The organism is Rubrivirga sp. S365, assembly GCF_032248475.1.
GTDB lineage: Bacteria > Bacteroidota > Rhodothermia > Rhodothermales > Rubricoccaceae > Rubrivirga > Rubrivirga litoralis.
This window is the reverse complement of record NZ_JAVTTN010000001.1, coordinates 1,726,140-1,741,454: the sequence shown is the minus strand read 5'-3', so window position 1 is coordinate 1,741,454 and position 15,315 is coordinate 1,726,140. Positions and strand designations below refer to the sequence as shown.

14 protein-coding genes are annotated in these 15,315 nt (G+C 70.3%); 1 reads left to right on the top strand and 13 read right to left on the bottom strand.

What is annotated here, in order from left to right:
• Positions 1 to 9: 9 nt before the first annotated feature.
• From RQM47_RS07580 to RQM47_RS07535, 10 genes are all read right to left on the bottom strand, one after another.
• Complete coding sequence (locus RQM47_RS07580) at positions 10 to 1,221, bottom strand: glycosyltransferase (protein WP_311663155.1); 1,212 nt, start codon at positions 1,219 to 1,221, stop codon at positions 10 to 12.
• Positions 1,218 to 2,204, bottom strand: coding sequence for a glycosyltransferase family 2 protein (locus RQM47_RS07575; protein WP_311663156.1), 987 nt, complete (start codon positions 2,202 to 2,204; stop codon positions 1,218 to 1,220). Before RQM47_RS07575 ends, RQM47_RS07580 begins: the two co-directional genes overlap by 4 nt.
• A complete protein-coding gene (locus RQM47_RS07570; RefSeq protein ID WP_311663157.1) occupies positions 2,201 to 3,154 on the bottom strand; it encodes a glycosyltransferase family 2 protein in 954 nt (317 codons plus the stop codon). The genes RQM47_RS07575 and RQM47_RS07570 overlap by 4 nt, the downstream gene beginning before the upstream one ends.
• Positions 3,151 to 4,719 (bottom strand): O-antigen translocase, encoded by a 1,569-nt coding sequence (locus RQM47_RS07565; protein ID WP_311663158.1) that lies wholly within the window; start codon positions 4,717 to 4,719, stop codon positions 3,151 to 3,153. Before RQM47_RS07565 ends, RQM47_RS07570 begins: the two co-directional genes overlap by 4 nt.
• Positions 4,716 to 5,822 carry a DegT/DnrJ/EryC1/StrS family aminotransferase gene (locus RQM47_RS07560; RefSeq protein ID WP_349256310.1) on the bottom strand — a complete coding sequence of 369 codons (1,107 nt, stop codon included), beginning with the start codon at positions 5,820 to 5,822 and terminating at the stop codon, positions 4,716 to 4,718. The genes RQM47_RS07565 and RQM47_RS07560 overlap by 4 nt, the downstream gene beginning before the upstream one ends.
• On the bottom strand, positions 5,818 to 6,246 hold the full coding sequence (locus RQM47_RS07555; protein WP_311663160.1) for an FdtA/QdtA family cupin domain-containing protein: 429 nt from the start codon (positions 6,244 to 6,246) through the stop codon (positions 5,818 to 5,820). Before RQM47_RS07555 ends, RQM47_RS07560 begins: the two co-directional genes overlap by 5 nt.
• 610 nt (positions 6,247 to 6,856) lie before the next feature.
• Positions 6,857 to 7,738, bottom strand: coding sequence for a glucose-1-phosphate thymidylyltransferase RfbA (gene rfbA / locus RQM47_RS07550; protein WP_314008249.1), 882 nt, complete (start codon positions 7,736 to 7,738; stop codon positions 6,857 to 6,859).
• Positions 7,739 to 7,805: 67 nt separating this feature from the next.
• A complete protein-coding gene (gene rfbB / locus RQM47_RS07545) occupies positions 7,806 to 8,864 on the bottom strand; it encodes a dTDP-glucose 4,6-dehydratase (RefSeq protein ID WP_311663162.1) in 1,059 nt (352 codons plus the stop codon).
• A gap of 12 nt (positions 8,865 to 8,876) precedes the next feature.
• Positions 8,877 to 9,662 (bottom strand): SLBB domain-containing protein, encoded by a 786-nt coding sequence (locus RQM47_RS07540; RefSeq protein ID WP_311663163.1) that lies wholly within the window; start codon positions 9,660 to 9,662, stop codon positions 8,877 to 8,879.
• A gap of 3 nt (positions 9,663 to 9,665) precedes the next feature.
• Positions 9,666 to 12,029 carry a polysaccharide biosynthesis tyrosine autokinase gene (locus RQM47_RS07535; protein WP_311663164.1) on the bottom strand — a complete coding sequence of 788 codons (2,364 nt, stop codon included), beginning with the start codon at positions 12,027 to 12,029 and terminating at the stop codon, positions 9,666 to 9,668.
• A 195-nt stretch (positions 12,030 to 12,224) separates the two neighbouring features.
• On the opposite strand from RQM47_RS07535, the gene RQM47_RS07530 reads away from it, so the two are divergent.
• The gene (locus RQM47_RS07530) at positions 12,225 to 12,926 is read left to right on the top strand and encodes a metallophosphoesterase family protein (protein WP_314008246.1); all 702 of its coding nucleotides are present in this window, start codon (positions 12,225 to 12,227) and stop codon (positions 12,924 to 12,926) included.
• A gap of 41 nt (positions 12,927 to 12,967) precedes the next feature.
• Here the strand turns inward: RQM47_RS07530 and RQM47_RS07525 are convergent, their stop codons facing one another.
• Genes RQM47_RS07525 through RQM47_RS07515 form a run of 3 tightly spaced genes read right to left on the bottom strand, consistent with a single transcriptional unit; the run spans position 12,968 to position 15,294 of the window.
• Positions 12,968 to 14,074 carry a LysM peptidoglycan-binding domain-containing protein gene (locus tag RQM47_RS07525; protein WP_311663166.1) on the bottom strand — a complete coding sequence of 369 codons (1,107 nt, stop codon included), beginning with the start codon at positions 14,072 to 14,074 and terminating at the stop codon, positions 12,968 to 12,970.
• Entirely contained in the window at positions 14,075 to 14,401 is a 327-nt protein-coding gene (locus RQM47_RS07520; RefSeq protein WP_311663168.1) for a tetratricopeptide repeat protein, read from the bottom strand.
• Positions 14,402 to 14,460: 59 nt separating this feature from the next.
• Positions 14,461 to 15,294, bottom strand: coding sequence for a TPM domain-containing protein (locus RQM47_RS07515; RefSeq protein WP_311663170.1), 834 nt, complete (start codon positions 15,292 to 15,294; stop codon positions 14,461 to 14,463).
• Positions 15,295 to 15,315: the final 21 nt, after the last annotated feature.

The following is a 15,315-nucleotide window of genomic DNA, read 5'->3' as shown; positions in this document are numbered from 1 at the left end:
TGCCAATCCCTAGTTGGAGTGGGCGGGGCGGACGGCATCGAACGCTCGACGATACTCGCTCGTGCTCCGGTCGAGGCTGAACCGCTCAACGCCCCGCGCTCTTGCCCGGCCGCGGTATGCTTCCCGTTTTGAGATAACGTCCGATATGATCCAGTCGGCAGCGAGCTCCATCCAGTCCCCCCGCCCCCCCGCGACGAGGAACCCCACGCCTTCGACGGCCACCCCCTCTCCAATCCCGGCAGAGGCCACCGTCGGCACCCCGCACAGGAGGTACTCAGCGATTTTGACCGGAGCCACGGCGCGCTGCGAGAAGAAGGGGGTACGTAGGGCGAGGCCGACGTCGGCTGCCGCGAGATAGCGCGGGACCTCCAGCGGAGGAACGCGCCGCACGATGGCGGCCCCGCCCACCCCGCTCGCCTCAACGAGCGGGCGGGCCAGGTCCGGCTCCCCCGTCAGGAGCAAGAACCGAGCATCGGGACGGCGGCGGCAGACGGCGCTGAACAGCGCGATCATGTCGCCAACGCGGTACTGAGGTCCCATACTGCCGGCGTAGACGAGGAGCGGGGCAGCGAGCGCCACGCCGAGTTCCTGGCGCGTCCGCGAGCGGTCGCTCTCCATTCCCGGCGCGAAGACGTTGGGGTCGCGGCCGTTCGAGACCACGAAGGCACGCCCGCCGAGGTCCCGCCCCGCCCGCTCAGCCAGGACACCGACTGCCCATTCGGTCCGCGTAACGACGGCGTCAGCCTGGGCGACCGCCCTGTCTTCGAAGGCTCGGAGGAGCCGGTACGCCTTCCCGTCCCGGCTCCAGCCCCCGAAGTCGGCACGCTCGTCGGCCATTAAGCCGTCCGCGTCGTAAAGGAGGCCTGCGGGTGGGGCGAGGCGGCGGGCGCCTAGCGCCATCCCTGCACACAGGTTGCTCCGCGGCATGACCACGTCGACCCTGTGTCGCCGCACTTCGCTAGCGACGGCGAGCGCCCCCCGCCCGACGCTCGCCAACGTGGCCGGCCCGAGCGGGCGCCGCCACACGGAGACGAACCGGAGGTCCACGCCAGCCTTGGCTGCGAGCCGCTTCGCCTCATCCTCGCGGTGCGCCTGATCCCACCCGAAGTGGAGCACGCGGAGCTGGTCGCCGCCGCGAAGGGCTCCGGTTAGGAGCGGGAGGAAGAGAGACTCGAGGTACCGTGTGTTCGGCCCCTCCCAGTTGACGAACAGTACAGTCATAGGAGCGGTTGTGACCTCACCGCCCGCAGGCCTCGGAGCCACGAACGGAGCGACGCCGGGAGCAGACCGAGCGTGAGGCTGCGGGCAGATCGGGTTACCCATTCAGCGTAGGGACGCGGACTTTTCTGGAGCCGTGCGGCCTCCCGGTAGGCCCCGAGTGCCAAAAGGCGGCGGCCTGAGCCGGCCGCTGAGCGGCCCTTCGAGAGGTACACGTTGGCGAGCGCTACAGAATACTCCTCTGCATCCAAGTGGGACTCGTATTTATGGACCGTCCTCAGGTGAGCCTCAAAGTTCCCCTCCACGTTCAGACCCAGATTGCTTCCCGTGTACGTTTTGACCACCAGAGGCTCGGGGATGTAATGGAGCTTGTGCCCGTGAAAGGCAATCGCTGCATAGAAATCGAGGTCCTCCGCAACGAGCGACTCGTCAAACCCTCCTACCTCCTCATACACCTCTCTCTTGAACAGTACGGATGGGGCGACGGCAGTGACCTGGAGCGACACGAGCTCGAAGAATTGGGCGCCCTTCGCCGCCGGATACAGCCCAGTGATGTCGATGAGCCGCCCGTCCATGTGGTCATTGTACGCTGACGTGTGGATCAGTCCGTAGTCTGGGCCAAGGGCCGCGAGGGCCGTGACCTGCTTCTCGATCTTCGAGGGGAGGAAGTAGTCATCTGACGCGAGTACAGCTACCAAGCTGCCGCGCGTCCGTGCAATTCCGTAGTTCAGCGTCGACGACACGCCCCCGTTTCCCTTCTGGAACGCTTCGAATCGCCGATTGGTCGCCTCTTGCACGCGCTGGACCTCCTCCCACGACCCATCCGTTGACCCGTCGTCGACGACGACGAGTTCGATGTGGGGATACGTCTGGTCGAGCACGCTCTGGATGGACCGTGCTACATACGCTTCGTGGTTGTACGAAGGGATCACGACGCTCACGAGGGGCAGTTCGCCCTCTCCGCCGAGGAAAGGCAGTTCGCTCATGTTTTGACTCCCCCGGTGGGGAGTCGGCTCCAGGTGCGGAGGAAAATGTAGGCAACGATGTGGCCCGGCCGCATGCGAGGCCAGTCGCGCAACTGCATGTGATGGCCCAGTTCCGTCATCAGCCCTGACATCCTCCGACGCACTTCGGACGTGCCGAGCGCGCGGCGCTGCTGGTAGGTGGCCCACCCCGTCCCGATAGCGACCTCGACTGCTCGAATGACGTCAGGACGGCTGAAGTTCTCGATCGTGAACCGAACGAGCCACCTCTGCGAGTCCAGCACGTCGACCCGGTGCCGGTGGAGGCCTACCGAGGTCGAAGAGGGGTTGAGCCGGTAGAAGTACTTTTTGTTGCACAGCCCGACAGCCGTCGCACGCAAGAGCACCCGGCGTGTGAGAAGCTCGTCCGCGTTGTAGCCGGGCTCGCGGAAGCCAGCGTATGCGTCGGCATAAAGTGATTTTCGGGCGAGGCCAAGGGGGTGCATCTGCCAACCTCCGAGCGTTCGGCGAGCCGCTTCCCGGCCCGTCATCGGAAAGTCAGCCGGGTCGAGCGGGACAAGGTGCCACAGGCGCTCACCATCAGTCTTCCACAACTGCCAGACGCATAGGTCACACCCCGTGTCGAGGACTCGGTCGAAGGCCGCGGCTACGGCTCCCTCCTCTACTGTGTCGTCAGCGTCGACGAGCGCAATCCAGTCACACGCAGCTCGTTTGACGCCGGTCCGGCGGGCCTCGACCGCCCCGCCATTCTCATCCCTCCTCACCACCTCGACGTTGCCGTACTCGGAAGCGAGGTGGCTGGCCACCTCGTCGGACCCGTCGGTAGATACGTCGTCGACGATCACGATCTGCTCCGGCCGAGTGCCTCTATTGATGGATTCGACGCACTCGACGAGGTACGCCCCCGAGTTGTAGTTCGGGATCACGACGGTGACGGGGATGGTGCGGCTCATTCGGGGCGGGGTGGTCTGCGGACCATACTGAGGAGCCGGCTGAGACGGCCTGCGACAGAGGGCATCGCATCCATCTCGCGGAAGCGGTGGATCGCGAACGAGGCCGCCAAGGCCGACAGCGCCAGCCCCACCGCAGCTGACGCCCCGTCGGATACCTGGGAGGCCCCCGCCGTTAGAATAGCCGCGCCGAGGAGGGCGGCGAGGTAGAAGGCCGGCCGACGGTGCATGGACACGCCGTGCCACGGGCGGACGCCTCCCCAGCCGATGGCGACGCTCCACACGAGATAGAGGCAGAATGCGGCCCCCACTCCGACCAATCCCACGCGGGGGACGAGGAGGTGCGTGGCACCCGCGAACACCGCCTGCCCCGTTAGCTCGAGAGCGAGGAACGCTGCAGACCGCCCCCTCGCGAGAAGGGCGAACCCGATCGTCCAAGTCGCCATCTTCAGCACGTCGGCGACCACGAGCCCACGCAGGAGGTCGTCGCCGGCGCGGAAGTCGGACGAGTAGAGGGCGGTGAGGACCCACGGGGCCAGCCCTAACACGGCGAGCAAAAGAGGTCCAGCCAGCAGCACGGCCACCTCCAGCTGCTCGTTGACGGCCGCCCGGAACGCCTCTGGGCGGTCCGCGACTTGAGCGAGGCGCGGATAGTAGTCGGCTGCCATCGCTCCTAGAATCAGCCCGAGGTACTGGATCGAGATGGCGGAGGCTGCCTGGTATTGGCCGGCCGCGTCGACGCCGAGGTGACGGGCGAGGACCGACCGGACGAAGAGATCGACCACCCCGCCCGCGACGCCGGCCACCATCAGCACCCAGCCGAGGCTGATCATGGCGCGCCACTGGGACCACACAGCCGCCCCGGGCGGGGCGGCGGCACCCCGCACCGGGCGGAGCGAGCGTGTAAACCAAAAGGCAGCCCCCATAGTGGCTACTGGGGTTGAGATCACGAACCACCGAATTCCGTCGCTCCGGAAGATCGCCAGCAGCGTCAGCCCGGCGGCAGCGGCGACGACCGCCCCGGTGACGCTCGCCCGCGCAAGGTCGCCGGTCCGCCGGAGCCCCTGGAGCAGGGCCATCTGCGCCCCAGCCACGAGAGCGGCTAACACGCCGACGCTCACCCACGCCACGTCGGCCGCCCGGGCACCCGAGCCGAAGACGTACCGCGCGATGGGGACGCTCAGCAGGGACAAGGCGGCGAGGCCTACGAGGCCGAGCAGAACATTGGACCGCCAGAGTGCACGGCGAATCGCACCGAGGGCGGCGGGGTCTCCTACTGCCGCTGCCACTGAGCGGACGCTGCTGCTGGCCAGCCCCAGCCCGAGAACGGTCGTCGCCGTCGTCATCACAGACGTCAGCAACCCGATGATCCCCAGGCCCGCCGGACCGATGAGGAGGGCGACGCCCTTTGCCCGGGCGAGCCCGACGAGGATCGTAATTAGGCTCCCCCCCCCGACGATCGATGTCGCGCGGAGGATAGACCGATACGTGGGCTCGTCCGAGAGCGGCTGGCCCTCCTCCTCAATCTGACTCGGCGCGGCCGCGGCCACCGGCTGCTCGGTGCTCATCCGAAGGACCGGACCGCCTGGACTACCCGTGCCGCACCCTCGGGACTCAGGTGGGGGCCAATCGGAAGGCTTAGGACCTCGCGGTGGACCGCCTCCGCCACAGGGAGGCTCCCCTCCCCCATTGCGAGATCCGCATACGCCGGCTGGAGATGCGGCGGGACCGGATAATGGACGAGTGTCTGAACGCCCCGCCCCGCGAGGTGGGCTGCGAGCGCGTCGCGCCGGGCGTGGCGGACGACAAACAGGTGCCATACGGGATCCACCCCGCTCAGCACATAAGGCAGGACCACCCCGCCCACGTCGCTCAAGCCGTCGAGGTAACGATCAGCGACTGCAGAGCGACGTGCGTTCCAGGCGTCCAGGTGAGCGAGCTTAACGCGGAGGAACGCCGCCTGGAGCGGGTCGAGGCGCGAGTTGAAGCCGACGACCTCGTTGCGGTATTTCTCGCGGGACCCGTAGTTACGAAGCACGCGGACACGGTCGGCGAGGTCGGCGTCGTCGGTCGTTATGGCGCCGGCATCGCCAAAGGCGCCCAGGTTCTTACCGGGGTAGAAGCTGAAGGCGGCCGCGTCGCCGAGCGCTCCGACGCGGCGGCCGTGGTAGCGAGCGCCGTGGGCCTGCGCGGCGTCTTCGATCACCGGCACGCCGTGGCGGCGGGCCACCTCCCGAATCGGGTCCATGTCCGCCGGCTGCCCATAGAGGTGCACGGCGACGATCGCCTTCGTCCGCGGCGTGATGGCGGCTTCGAGGCAGGCGGGGTCCAGGTTGTACGTGGCCGCGTCAGGCTCGACCGGAACCGGCCTCGCATTGGTGTAAGTGGCCGCGAGCCACGTCGCGATGTACGTGTTCGATGGGACGATCACTTCGTCGCCTTCCTCTACTCCGTACGCCCGGAGGAGGAGGTGAATGGCTTCGAGCCCGTTCCCGACGCCGACGCAGTACTCGGCGCCGCAGTAGGCGGCGAACTCCGCCTCGAACGTCTCGACCTCCGCCCCGCCCACGTACCACCCCGATTCCATCACGCGCCGGTAGGCGGCGTCGAGGTTGCCGCGGAGTTCGTCGTAGGCCGCGTGGAGGTCGAGAAACGGAACGTTGGAATCAATCACGGACGGCGTGGAGGAAGTTGTCGTAGTCGCGGATGTAGTCGGCCTCATCGTAATGGTCCGACGCAAGCACGAGGTAGATGGACCCGGGGTCAAAGTTGACCTCTGATGCCCAAATCATTGGAGGAATGTGGAGACCCCGCCACGGCCGGTTGATGTGGATAGTCTCCTCCGCCTCTCCATCGTCGACACGGACGTCCAGGCTGCCGGAGAGGCAGACGATGAATTGGTGGAGGCTGCGGTGTGCGTGAGCCCCTCGATTGGTCCCGGTTGGTACGTCATAGACGTAGAACACGCGCCGGATCTCGAAAGGCACGTGCCCTCCCCCCTCGATGAACGTGAGGTTCCCGCGGGGGTCCGTCATCTTAGGGAGGTCGATGAGGACGCAGTCTTGGACCGACGCATGGGGGACGGGGCGGCTCATTCCACCTCCTCTGGGCTTAGCTCGCGCACCGCCTCGCGCGAGTTGTCTAGCGCGTAGGCAGTCCCTTCTCGGTCCTGCGCGCGACCCCTCTCGTCAAACGCCAGCCGCGTTCCGTCTCGGCCCACCCAGCCCACGATGCGCGCGGGGCTCCCAACAACGAGCGCAAAGTCTGGCACGTCCCGCGTGATGAGCGCCGCCGCCCCGACAAGCGCCCACCGTCCGACCCGCCGACCCGCCAAGACTGTCGCGTTTGCGCCGATGCTGCATCCTTCGGATAAAACAGTCTGGTCGTACTGCTCGGGTCGGCGCCGGCTCCGAGGTAGGAGGTCGTTCGTAAACACAGCACTCGGACCAATAAAGACGTCGTCCTCCACGCAAACACCATCCCACAGGTACACGCCGCACTTCACCGTCACGCGGTCTCCTACGATGGCGCCGCCCTCGACAAACGTATGGTCGCACACGTTGCAGTCGGCACCGACGGCGGCTCCGGCCGCGATGTGCGCAAACGCCCACACGCGCGTACGCGCGCCAACAGTGGCACCATCGTCGACAAGGGCGTGAGAGTGGAGAGCGGCGTCAGGGTGAACGCTGGACGGGGCGGACGCGCTCATGCCACCACCTCCGCCTCGGCGGCCAAGCGCAGCAGGTACTGCCCGTACGCGTTCTTCGCGAGCGGGGCGGCCAGCCGCTCGACATCCTCGGCCGAGATCCACCCCTGCTCGAAGGCCACCTCCTCGGGGCACGCGATCTTCTGCCCCTGCCGCTGCTCGATGGTCTCGACGAAGTTGCCGGCCTGGAGTAGGCTCTCGTGCGTCCCCGTGTCGAGCCACGCGAAGCCCCGCCCCATCCGCTCGACGGCGAGGTCGCCGCGCTCGAGGTAGACCCGGTTCACGTCGGTAATCTCGTACTCGCCCCGCGCCGACGGCGCGAGCCCGGCCGCGACGTCCAGCACGTCGTTGTCGTAGAAGTAGAGCCCCGTCACGGCGTAGTGCGAGCGCGGCACGGAGGGCTTCTCCTCGATCGACACCGCCTGCCCGTCGTCGTCGAACGAGACCACTCCGTAGCGCTCGGGGTCCGAGACCCGGTACCCGAAGACCGTCGCACCCCGCTCGCGCTCGGCCGCGCGGCCGAGCATGTCCTGGAGCCCCGCCCCGTAGAAGATGTTGTCGCCCAACACCAGCGCCACGCGGTCCGCGCCCACAAAGTCACGGCCGATCGTGAACGCCTGCGCGAGCCCGTCCGGCGACGGCTGCTCGGCGTACGAGAGCGACATGCCCCACCCCGCCCCGTCGCCCAGGAGCCGCTGGAAGTGCGGGAGGTCCGTGGGCGTCGAGATCAGGAGCACGTCGCGGATGCCGGCCAGCATCAGCGTCGTCAGCGGGTAGTACACCATCGGCTTGTCGTAGACCGGGAGCAGCTGCTTGCTCACGCCCTGCGTGATGGGGTAGAGGCGAGTGCCGGAGCCTCCGGCGAGGACGATGCCTTTCATGTCGGGGTCGAGCCGTGTCGGGGGTGAGCCGCCCCGCCCGCGGGCGGGGTGGCGGGCGGGGGCGACGTTACGCCGCGGCGCCGAGGCGCTCCAGGTCGTAGCGGTCGCGGAGGACGGTCTCGCACCAGTCGGCGTGGTCGAGGTACCACCGAACCGTCCGCTCCATCCCGCTCTCGAACGTCTCGTCCGGCGTCCAGTCCAGATCCCGCCCGATCTTGCCGGCGTCGATGGCATAGCGGAAGTCGTGGCCTGGCCGGTCACGGACGTGCTCGACGAGCGAGCCGTAACCGCCGTCCGGCGCGCGCTCCGGCGCCAGCCGGTCCAGGTGCCCGCAGAGAGTCTCAACCACGTCCAGGTTCGTCCGCTCGTTGTGACCGCCCACGTTGTAGGTCTCGCCCGGCGCGCCCCGCTCGAGCACGCGGACGAGTGCACGCACGTGGTCGTCCACGAACAGCCAGTCGCGGACGTTCTGGCCGCTCCCGTAAACCGGGATGGGCCGGCCGCGCAACGCGTTCAGGATCACGACCGGGACCAGCTTCTCGGGGTACTGGTACGGCCCGTAGTTGTTGGAGCAGTTCGTGGTCACGACCGGAAGCCCGAACGTGTGGTGCCACGCCCGGGCGAGGTGGTCCGAGGCGGCCTTCGTCGCCGAGTACGGCGAGTTCGGGGCGTACGGCGTCGTCTCGGTAAACAGGTCGCTCTCGCCCAATGTCCCGTACACCTCGTCTGTCGAGACGTGGACGAAGCGGAAGGCGTCAGCCGCCCCGCCCGAGAGACGGTCGCGGTGCGCGCGGGCCGCTTCGAGGAGCGTGTAGGTCCCGACCACGTTGGTGCGCACAAAGTCGGCCGGGCCGTCGATCGAGCGGTCGACGTGGCTCTCGGCCGCGAGGTGCACGACGGCGTCTGGCGCGTGCTCGCGGAACACGCGGGCGACCTCGGCGGCGTCCGCGACGTCCACGTGCTCGAACGCGTAGCGGTCGCTGCCCGCGACCGGCGCGACGGTCGACGGGTGCCCCGCGTACGTCAGCGCGTCGACGTTGACGACCGAATGGTCGGTTTCCCGAACGAGGTGGCGGACGAGGGCCGAGCCGATAAAGCCGGCGCCGCCGGTGACGAGGATGCGCATGGGCGGGGCGGCCTAGTTGCTGCCGGAGAGCTGCGAGACGATGACGACGGCGGCAGTGACGAGCCCGGCTACGCCGCCCGCGATCCCGATCACGTCGCGGAACGTGGTCCCCGACCGCTGGCGAACCGCCACCTCGATCACGTCGCCGTCCTGGGGGGGTGGGAGGGATACCCGGCTGCGCGCAAAGGCGTCGAGCGCCCCCTCGAACAGCGGCTCCTCAAGTCCGGGACGGACGTAGCGGACGGTCACCTCCCGTTTGTCGTTGTTGAACAGAGGCGGCAGGAGCGGGCCACCCGCCAGCGACAGGATCCCCTGCGCGTCGACCTCCGGTCCGACTTCGTAGAGCCCCGGCTGCTGAACGGCCCCCCACACATCGACGCGTGCAACGGCCTCGACACCCACCGTCAGCACGTCTCCTTCGGTGAGGGCGGGGTGGGCCTCTGGCTCGACGACGAACTGCGAGACCGGCGCGTTGTAGAGCAGTCGGCCTTCACTCGGCCGGTACACGCGGACGTACACCTCGGGGTCGCCCGGCTCCTGCTCGGCCTCGACGGACAGGCCGGCCAGCGAGAGCACGCCCTGGACGTCGAACCCACTTCCTACCTCGTAGACGCCGGGATTCTGAACCCCGCCCCAGACGTAGACGCGCGTCGTGGGCTCCCCCGGACGGGCGTTCACGTAGTACCCGCCCGTCGTAGCCTCGCGACCCTCGACGCGCCCGATCGTCTGGGCGAGGGCGGGGGGGGCGGCGAGGGCCGCGGCCAAAACGAGCGCCGTGAGGGCGGGGCGGAGTAGCATGGATTAGGCAGCGGGAGAGCCGTAAGCGTAGTCGCTCCCGTAGCGGCTCGCGTACTTGCTCTTGTAGCCATACGACTTGGCAATGTCGAACCCGTTGAGGACCGACCCGATCACGCTCGCCCCCACGCCGCGAAGAGCCTCCAGCGCCGCCTCTACGTCGTGGTCGTTCGTCTGGCCCGCCCGGCACACGACCACCGTCGCGTCGCACTGCGTCGAGAGGAGCGCGGAGTCGGTCGCCGCGAGGACAGGCGGGGTGTCGAAGACGACCACGTCGAACTGGTCGCGGAGGTCCTCGATCACGTCGCGCATCCGCTTCGAACCCAAGAGCTCGGACGTGTTGGGGACGAGCTTGCCGGCCGGGAGCAGCCAGAGGTCGTCGGCCACCTCGGGGAGCGAGGCCACGTCGACCGGCCCGCTCTCGAACAGGTGCTGGACGAGGCCGGGCTCGCGCGGCACGCCGAACTTCTTGTGCGCGGTCGGCTTGCGGAGGTCGGCGTCGACGAGCAGCACGCGCCGCCCCGCTTGGGCGAGAACCACGGCGAGGTTCGCCGCCGTCGTGCTCTTCCCCTCCGACGGGTTCGAGCTCGTGACGAGGACCGTCTTGACGACCACATCGGGCCGGCTAAACTGGACCGCCGTGCGGAGCGCCCGGTACGCCTCGCTGGCCGCGGCCATCGGGTTGAGGAGCGAGACGAGGTGCGCGTCGACCTCGCGGCCTCCGACGTCCACCGCCTCCTTTCCTCCGAAGTCGCGCTGGATCAAGTCCGTCGTGCTCGGGATTGTCGCGAGGACGGGGGCACCGAGCGCCTTGAGGTCGTCCGGCCGGTGGATCCGGTGATCGAGGCGAACCTTCCCCACAGCGACGACGCACCCGATGACGAGCCCGAGGAGCCCCCCCAGCGCCACGTTGCGGAGCCGGTGGGGCGCAAACGGGTACGCCGCGACAAAGGCGGGGCGAATGACCTGGGCGTAGCCTAGCTGCGACTCCTCAGCCAGCCGGGCCTCCTGGAGGCTCACTTCGAGCCCACCGTAGAGCTGCTCCCGGGCCTCCCGCTCGCGCTCGAGCTGAGCGAGTGCGACAAGCTGCTCTGGGACCCGGCTGAGCTCGCCCTCGTAGTCGCTCAGCCGTGCCGCGAGTTGGTCGCGCTGCGCGATCGCCTCGTCGAGCGACACACGCTCGTCGGCCATCCGCGAGCGGAGCTCAGCGGCCCGCTCGAACCCTGAGCGCTGGTCGCCCGGGCCGGTCGCCGTCGCCAGCGACTGGTCCGTGAGCCGCTCCGAGATCTCGCGGATCCGGTCGCGCGCCAGGCCGACCTCGCGGCGGAGCTGCAAGACGCGCTCGCCCGGCGCGGCCGACTCGCGGAGCCGGGGGTTCTCAGAGTAGAATGTGTCGAGGTCGCCTTGGAGCTCGACGAGCCGCTCCTGCGCCGCCTCAAGCTCGGCATCAAGGCCCGATCCAAGCCGGCCGGCCAGGTTCGGCTCGATCCGCTGGAGCTCCTCTTCGAGCGCAGAGATCGATGCCCGTCGCGTTTCGACCTCAATTCCGGCCTCGTCACGCTGAGCCTGGAGGTCGGCAATCCGTTCGACGATCCGGCTCGACTCCTCGTCAAGAGCAATGCCTCCCTCGGTCTCTAGGTAGCGGCGGACGGCGGCGTCCGCGTCCTTGAGCCGGTCCTCCTGCGTGGCCACCTGCCGCTCGAGGTACTCTCGCGACTCAGTAATCCCGGACCGGCTCGACTCCTGCGTCCGGTCCTGGAAGGCGGCCGCGTAGAGGTTGGCGACGAAAGCAGCCTCCTCGGGGTCCGTGCTCTCCACCCCGACACGGATGGCGTCGGCGTCGGGCTCTTCGAGCTCGCTCGTCACGTACTCCCCCTGGAGCCGGAACGCGACCTCCCGAGCCGAGGGCGGGGCGGCGTCGCCGTCGGCCGGTTCTAAGATCGTGAGCGGCCGGTCGGTCCCCGGGATCCGCTTCTGCTGGAGGAGCCGCTCGGCGACCGAGAGCGCGAGCGGGTACGACTGCCGGAGCACGAGGAGCTCGTTGCTCAGGTTGCGCTCGCTCCCGAACGCACCGCCGCCGACGGCGTTGGGGAGCTTCGGGAGGATCGCTCCAAAGTCTCCCTCTTTTTTCTGGACCAGGAGGACGGCGTAGGAGCTGTACCGCGAGGGCGTGACTAGGCTGTAGACCCCGGCCAGTACAACGCCGATGAGGAACGCCCCCAGGACGATCCACTTGCCCCGAAGGAGGACGTCGAGCAGCCCGCGGAGGTCGACCCCGTCGTCGCCCCGGGCGTAGAACGGTTCCTCGACCGGGAGCCGTGCTCCCGGCGCGAGGTCGGCCGGCGCGATCTTGTGGGGGGGCAGCGACATGGAGACGATCGAGGGCCTTAGCAGAGACCCGGGGGCGGGGCGGCCAAGGTAGAGGACACGGTGACTTCCCTACGGGGACTCCTCCGCCAAGAGTATGTGCAGTCTCCGGGGACTCCGCGCGCCCCGCTCCGCCCCGCCCGCCCCGCCCGTTCTTTCGCCCCGCCCCGCCCCGCCCCGCCCCGCCCCGCCCCGCCTGTGCGCCTCGCCGTCCTCTCCGACACCCACGCCAACGCGGCCGCTCTCACAGCGGCCCTCGCCGAGGTCGACCGCCGGGGGGCCGACGCCGTGGTGTGCCTGGGCGACGTCGTCGGGTACGGCCCGGACCCCGGCGTGTGCGTCGACCTCGTGCGCGCGCGGTCGGCAGCGACCGTCCTCGGCAACCACGACGCGGCCTTCGCCGACGACGCGGAGCTCGCACGGCTCCCCCGCGACGGGCAGACGGCGATCCGCCTCCACCGCGAGCTCCTGAGCCCGGACCAAGCCGCGTGGCTAGCGGGCCTGCCGCTCGTGGACATGTACGAGGGGACGACCCTCGTCCACGCCGCCCCGCTGGAGCCGGCTCTGTGGACCCGGCTCGACGCGTTCGACGCCGTCCGCAACCAGTTCGCGGCGTTCGACACGGCCGTCTGCTTTGTCGGTCACTCGCACGTGCCGGCCGTCGTCTCCGACACCGTCGGGGCGTTCAAGGTGCGGCCGGGCCGGCGCTACCTCATCAACGTGGGGAGCGTGGGGCAGCCGCGCGACGGCGACCCGCGGCTGTCGTTCGGGCTCTTCGACACGGACGCGTTCACGTACGAGAACGTCCGGGCGCACTACGACGTGGCGCGGACCGTGGCGCGGGTCCGCGAGCGGGGCCTCCCCGAGAGCCTCGGCCAACGGCTCGTCCGAGGCGCCTGAGCAGAGGGCAGCCCGCGCCGCCTCCACCCCGCCCGACTGTCCTACGGGATGCGGCGGAGCTCGACGCGGTCGGCGTCGTCGGGGTCGAGGCCGAGGACGTCGGCCGCAGCCGCCGAGAGCTCGACGAGATAAGACTGACTGACCGGGCCGCGGTCGGTGACGCGGACGAACGTGCTCCGGCCGGTCGCCGGGTTCGTCACGAGGAGGACCGATCCCAGCGGGACCTCGCGGTGGCTCGCCGTAAAGGCTTCGGGGTCGTAGGGCTCGCCGCTCTCGGTCCGCCGCCCCGCCATGACGTCGGGGTAGACGAGGGCGAGGCCCTCGGCGAACGGCGGCGGGAGCGCGCGGCGGGAGGCCTCGGCCGGGTCGACGGGCCGGGTCAGGTACACGGCCGTGCCCGGCGCGAGCGGGGCGGTCGTGAGCGCGTTGCCGGCCGCGAGCTCGTCGACCGAGAGCCCGAGCGAGGCGGCGATCGAGTACAACGTCTCGCCGGGCTCGGCAAAGTGGACGAGGTCGGCCGGGACCGTCGTCTCGTTCACCGACCACGGGCGGGCGGTCCCAAAGCGGACCGGCTCGACAGGCGCCGCCCCGCCCGGAACGACGGCCGCCCCGCCCGAGGCGACCGCCCCGCCCGGAGCGGCGGCGGTCGAGGCGGCCGCCCCGTCCCCCAGGGCGAGGCGCTGGCCGACCTGGATCTGGTCGCCCTCGATCCCGTTGAGCCGCCGGAGCTCGTCGACCGTCGTGTCGTAGCGGAGGGCGATGCGGAACAGGGACTCGCCGGGCTCGACCACGTGGACGCCAGCGGCCGGAGCGGCGGCCGCGACCGCGGGCGGGGCGGCCGCGACCGCGGGCGGGGCGGCCGTCGGGAGCCGCGGCGGGGTCGCCGCCGGCTGGGGCATGGGGCGGGGCGGCGGACCGGCCTGGGCAGGCGCGCCGTCGGCCACGCGAAGCCGCTGGCCCACCGAGATGGCGTCGCCTTCGAGCCCGTTGAGCTCGCGGAGGCGCTCGACAGTCAGCCCGTACGACCGCGAGATGCGGAACAGGGTCTCGCCGGGCTCGACGACGTGGACGCCCGCCGTTTGCGCAGACGCGCCGAGCGGGGCGAGGAGGACAGCCGCGAGCGCGAGCCAGGTGCGTGTGTGCGTCATCTAGTCGTCGAATCCCAGGCCCTCGGCCTCGAGGAGAGCGCCCTGAAGCTCGGCCCGGGCATGGGGGTCGCCCGCGGCGGTCGCCACGGCGATGCCGGCGCGGAGCGTGGCGCGGGCGTCGTCGTCGCGGCCGAGGGCGCGGTAGAGCGCGCCGAGGTGGTAGTAGGTCCCGACGTAGTCGGCGTGCTCGCGGACGAGCCCCTCGTAGTAGCCCAGCGCCTCGTCGGTCTCGCCCCGCCCCGCGTGCTCCTGGGCGAGCGCGAACCGCGTGAACGGGTCGTCGGGGTCGTCCTGGAGGAAGGTGCGGAGGGCGGCGAGACGGTCCATGCCCGAAGATAGCGGCCGCGCCGGGGCGGGGCGGCGTTGTGCCCTCGCCCGCCGCGCCGTCACCACGAGCCGCCCGCACCGCCCCCGCCGCCGAAGCCGCCGCCGAAGCCGCCGAACCCGCCGCCTCCCCCGAAGCCGCCGCCGCCGAACCCGCCCCCGCCGCCGAAGCCGCCACCCCCGAACCCTCCGCCGAAGCCCGGAAGCACGATGATCCCCGGCCCGCTCCGCCGCCGCCGCCCCGCCCCGCCCGAGCCGCGCGACGACGGGGGCGGCCCCTTCCGCGACGAGATCACCACGAGGACGATGAACAGGACGAACAGGAAGCAGAGGACCGACTGGATGGCTCCGCCGTCGCCGCTCGGCTCCCGCGCCGTGGGCGCCGCGAACTGGCCCGACAGCGCGGACGCGATGGCGTCCGTCGCCGCGTCGATGCCGGCGTAGAACGCGCCCTGGCGGAACCGGGGGACGATCACGTTGCGGACGATGTCGGACGAGATCGCGTCCGTGAGCGCCGTCTCCGCCCCGTACCCCGTCGCGATAAACACGTCGCGGTCCTCGACGGCCACGAGCAGGACCACGCCGTCGTCCTCGCCGGCCCGCCCGACGCCCCACGCTCGCAGGACGTCCGTCGCGTAGTCCGCCGGCGCCACCCCGCCCGTCGTCGGCACGGCGACGACGGCGATCTGGCTCCCCGACGACTCGGCGAACGCGGTCAGCTTCCGCTCCAGGGCTTCGGCCTCCCCGCCCGAGAGCACGCCCGCAAAGTCGTTGACGAGGCGGGGCGGCGTCGGCCGCGCGGGGATGTCGTACCGGGCCTCGTAGGGCCGCCCGTTCTGCGCGCTGGCGGCGGCCGCCGCGAAAAGGACGACGGCGAATGCGAGACGGCGGATCACGGGCGGGGCGGGGTGGCGGAC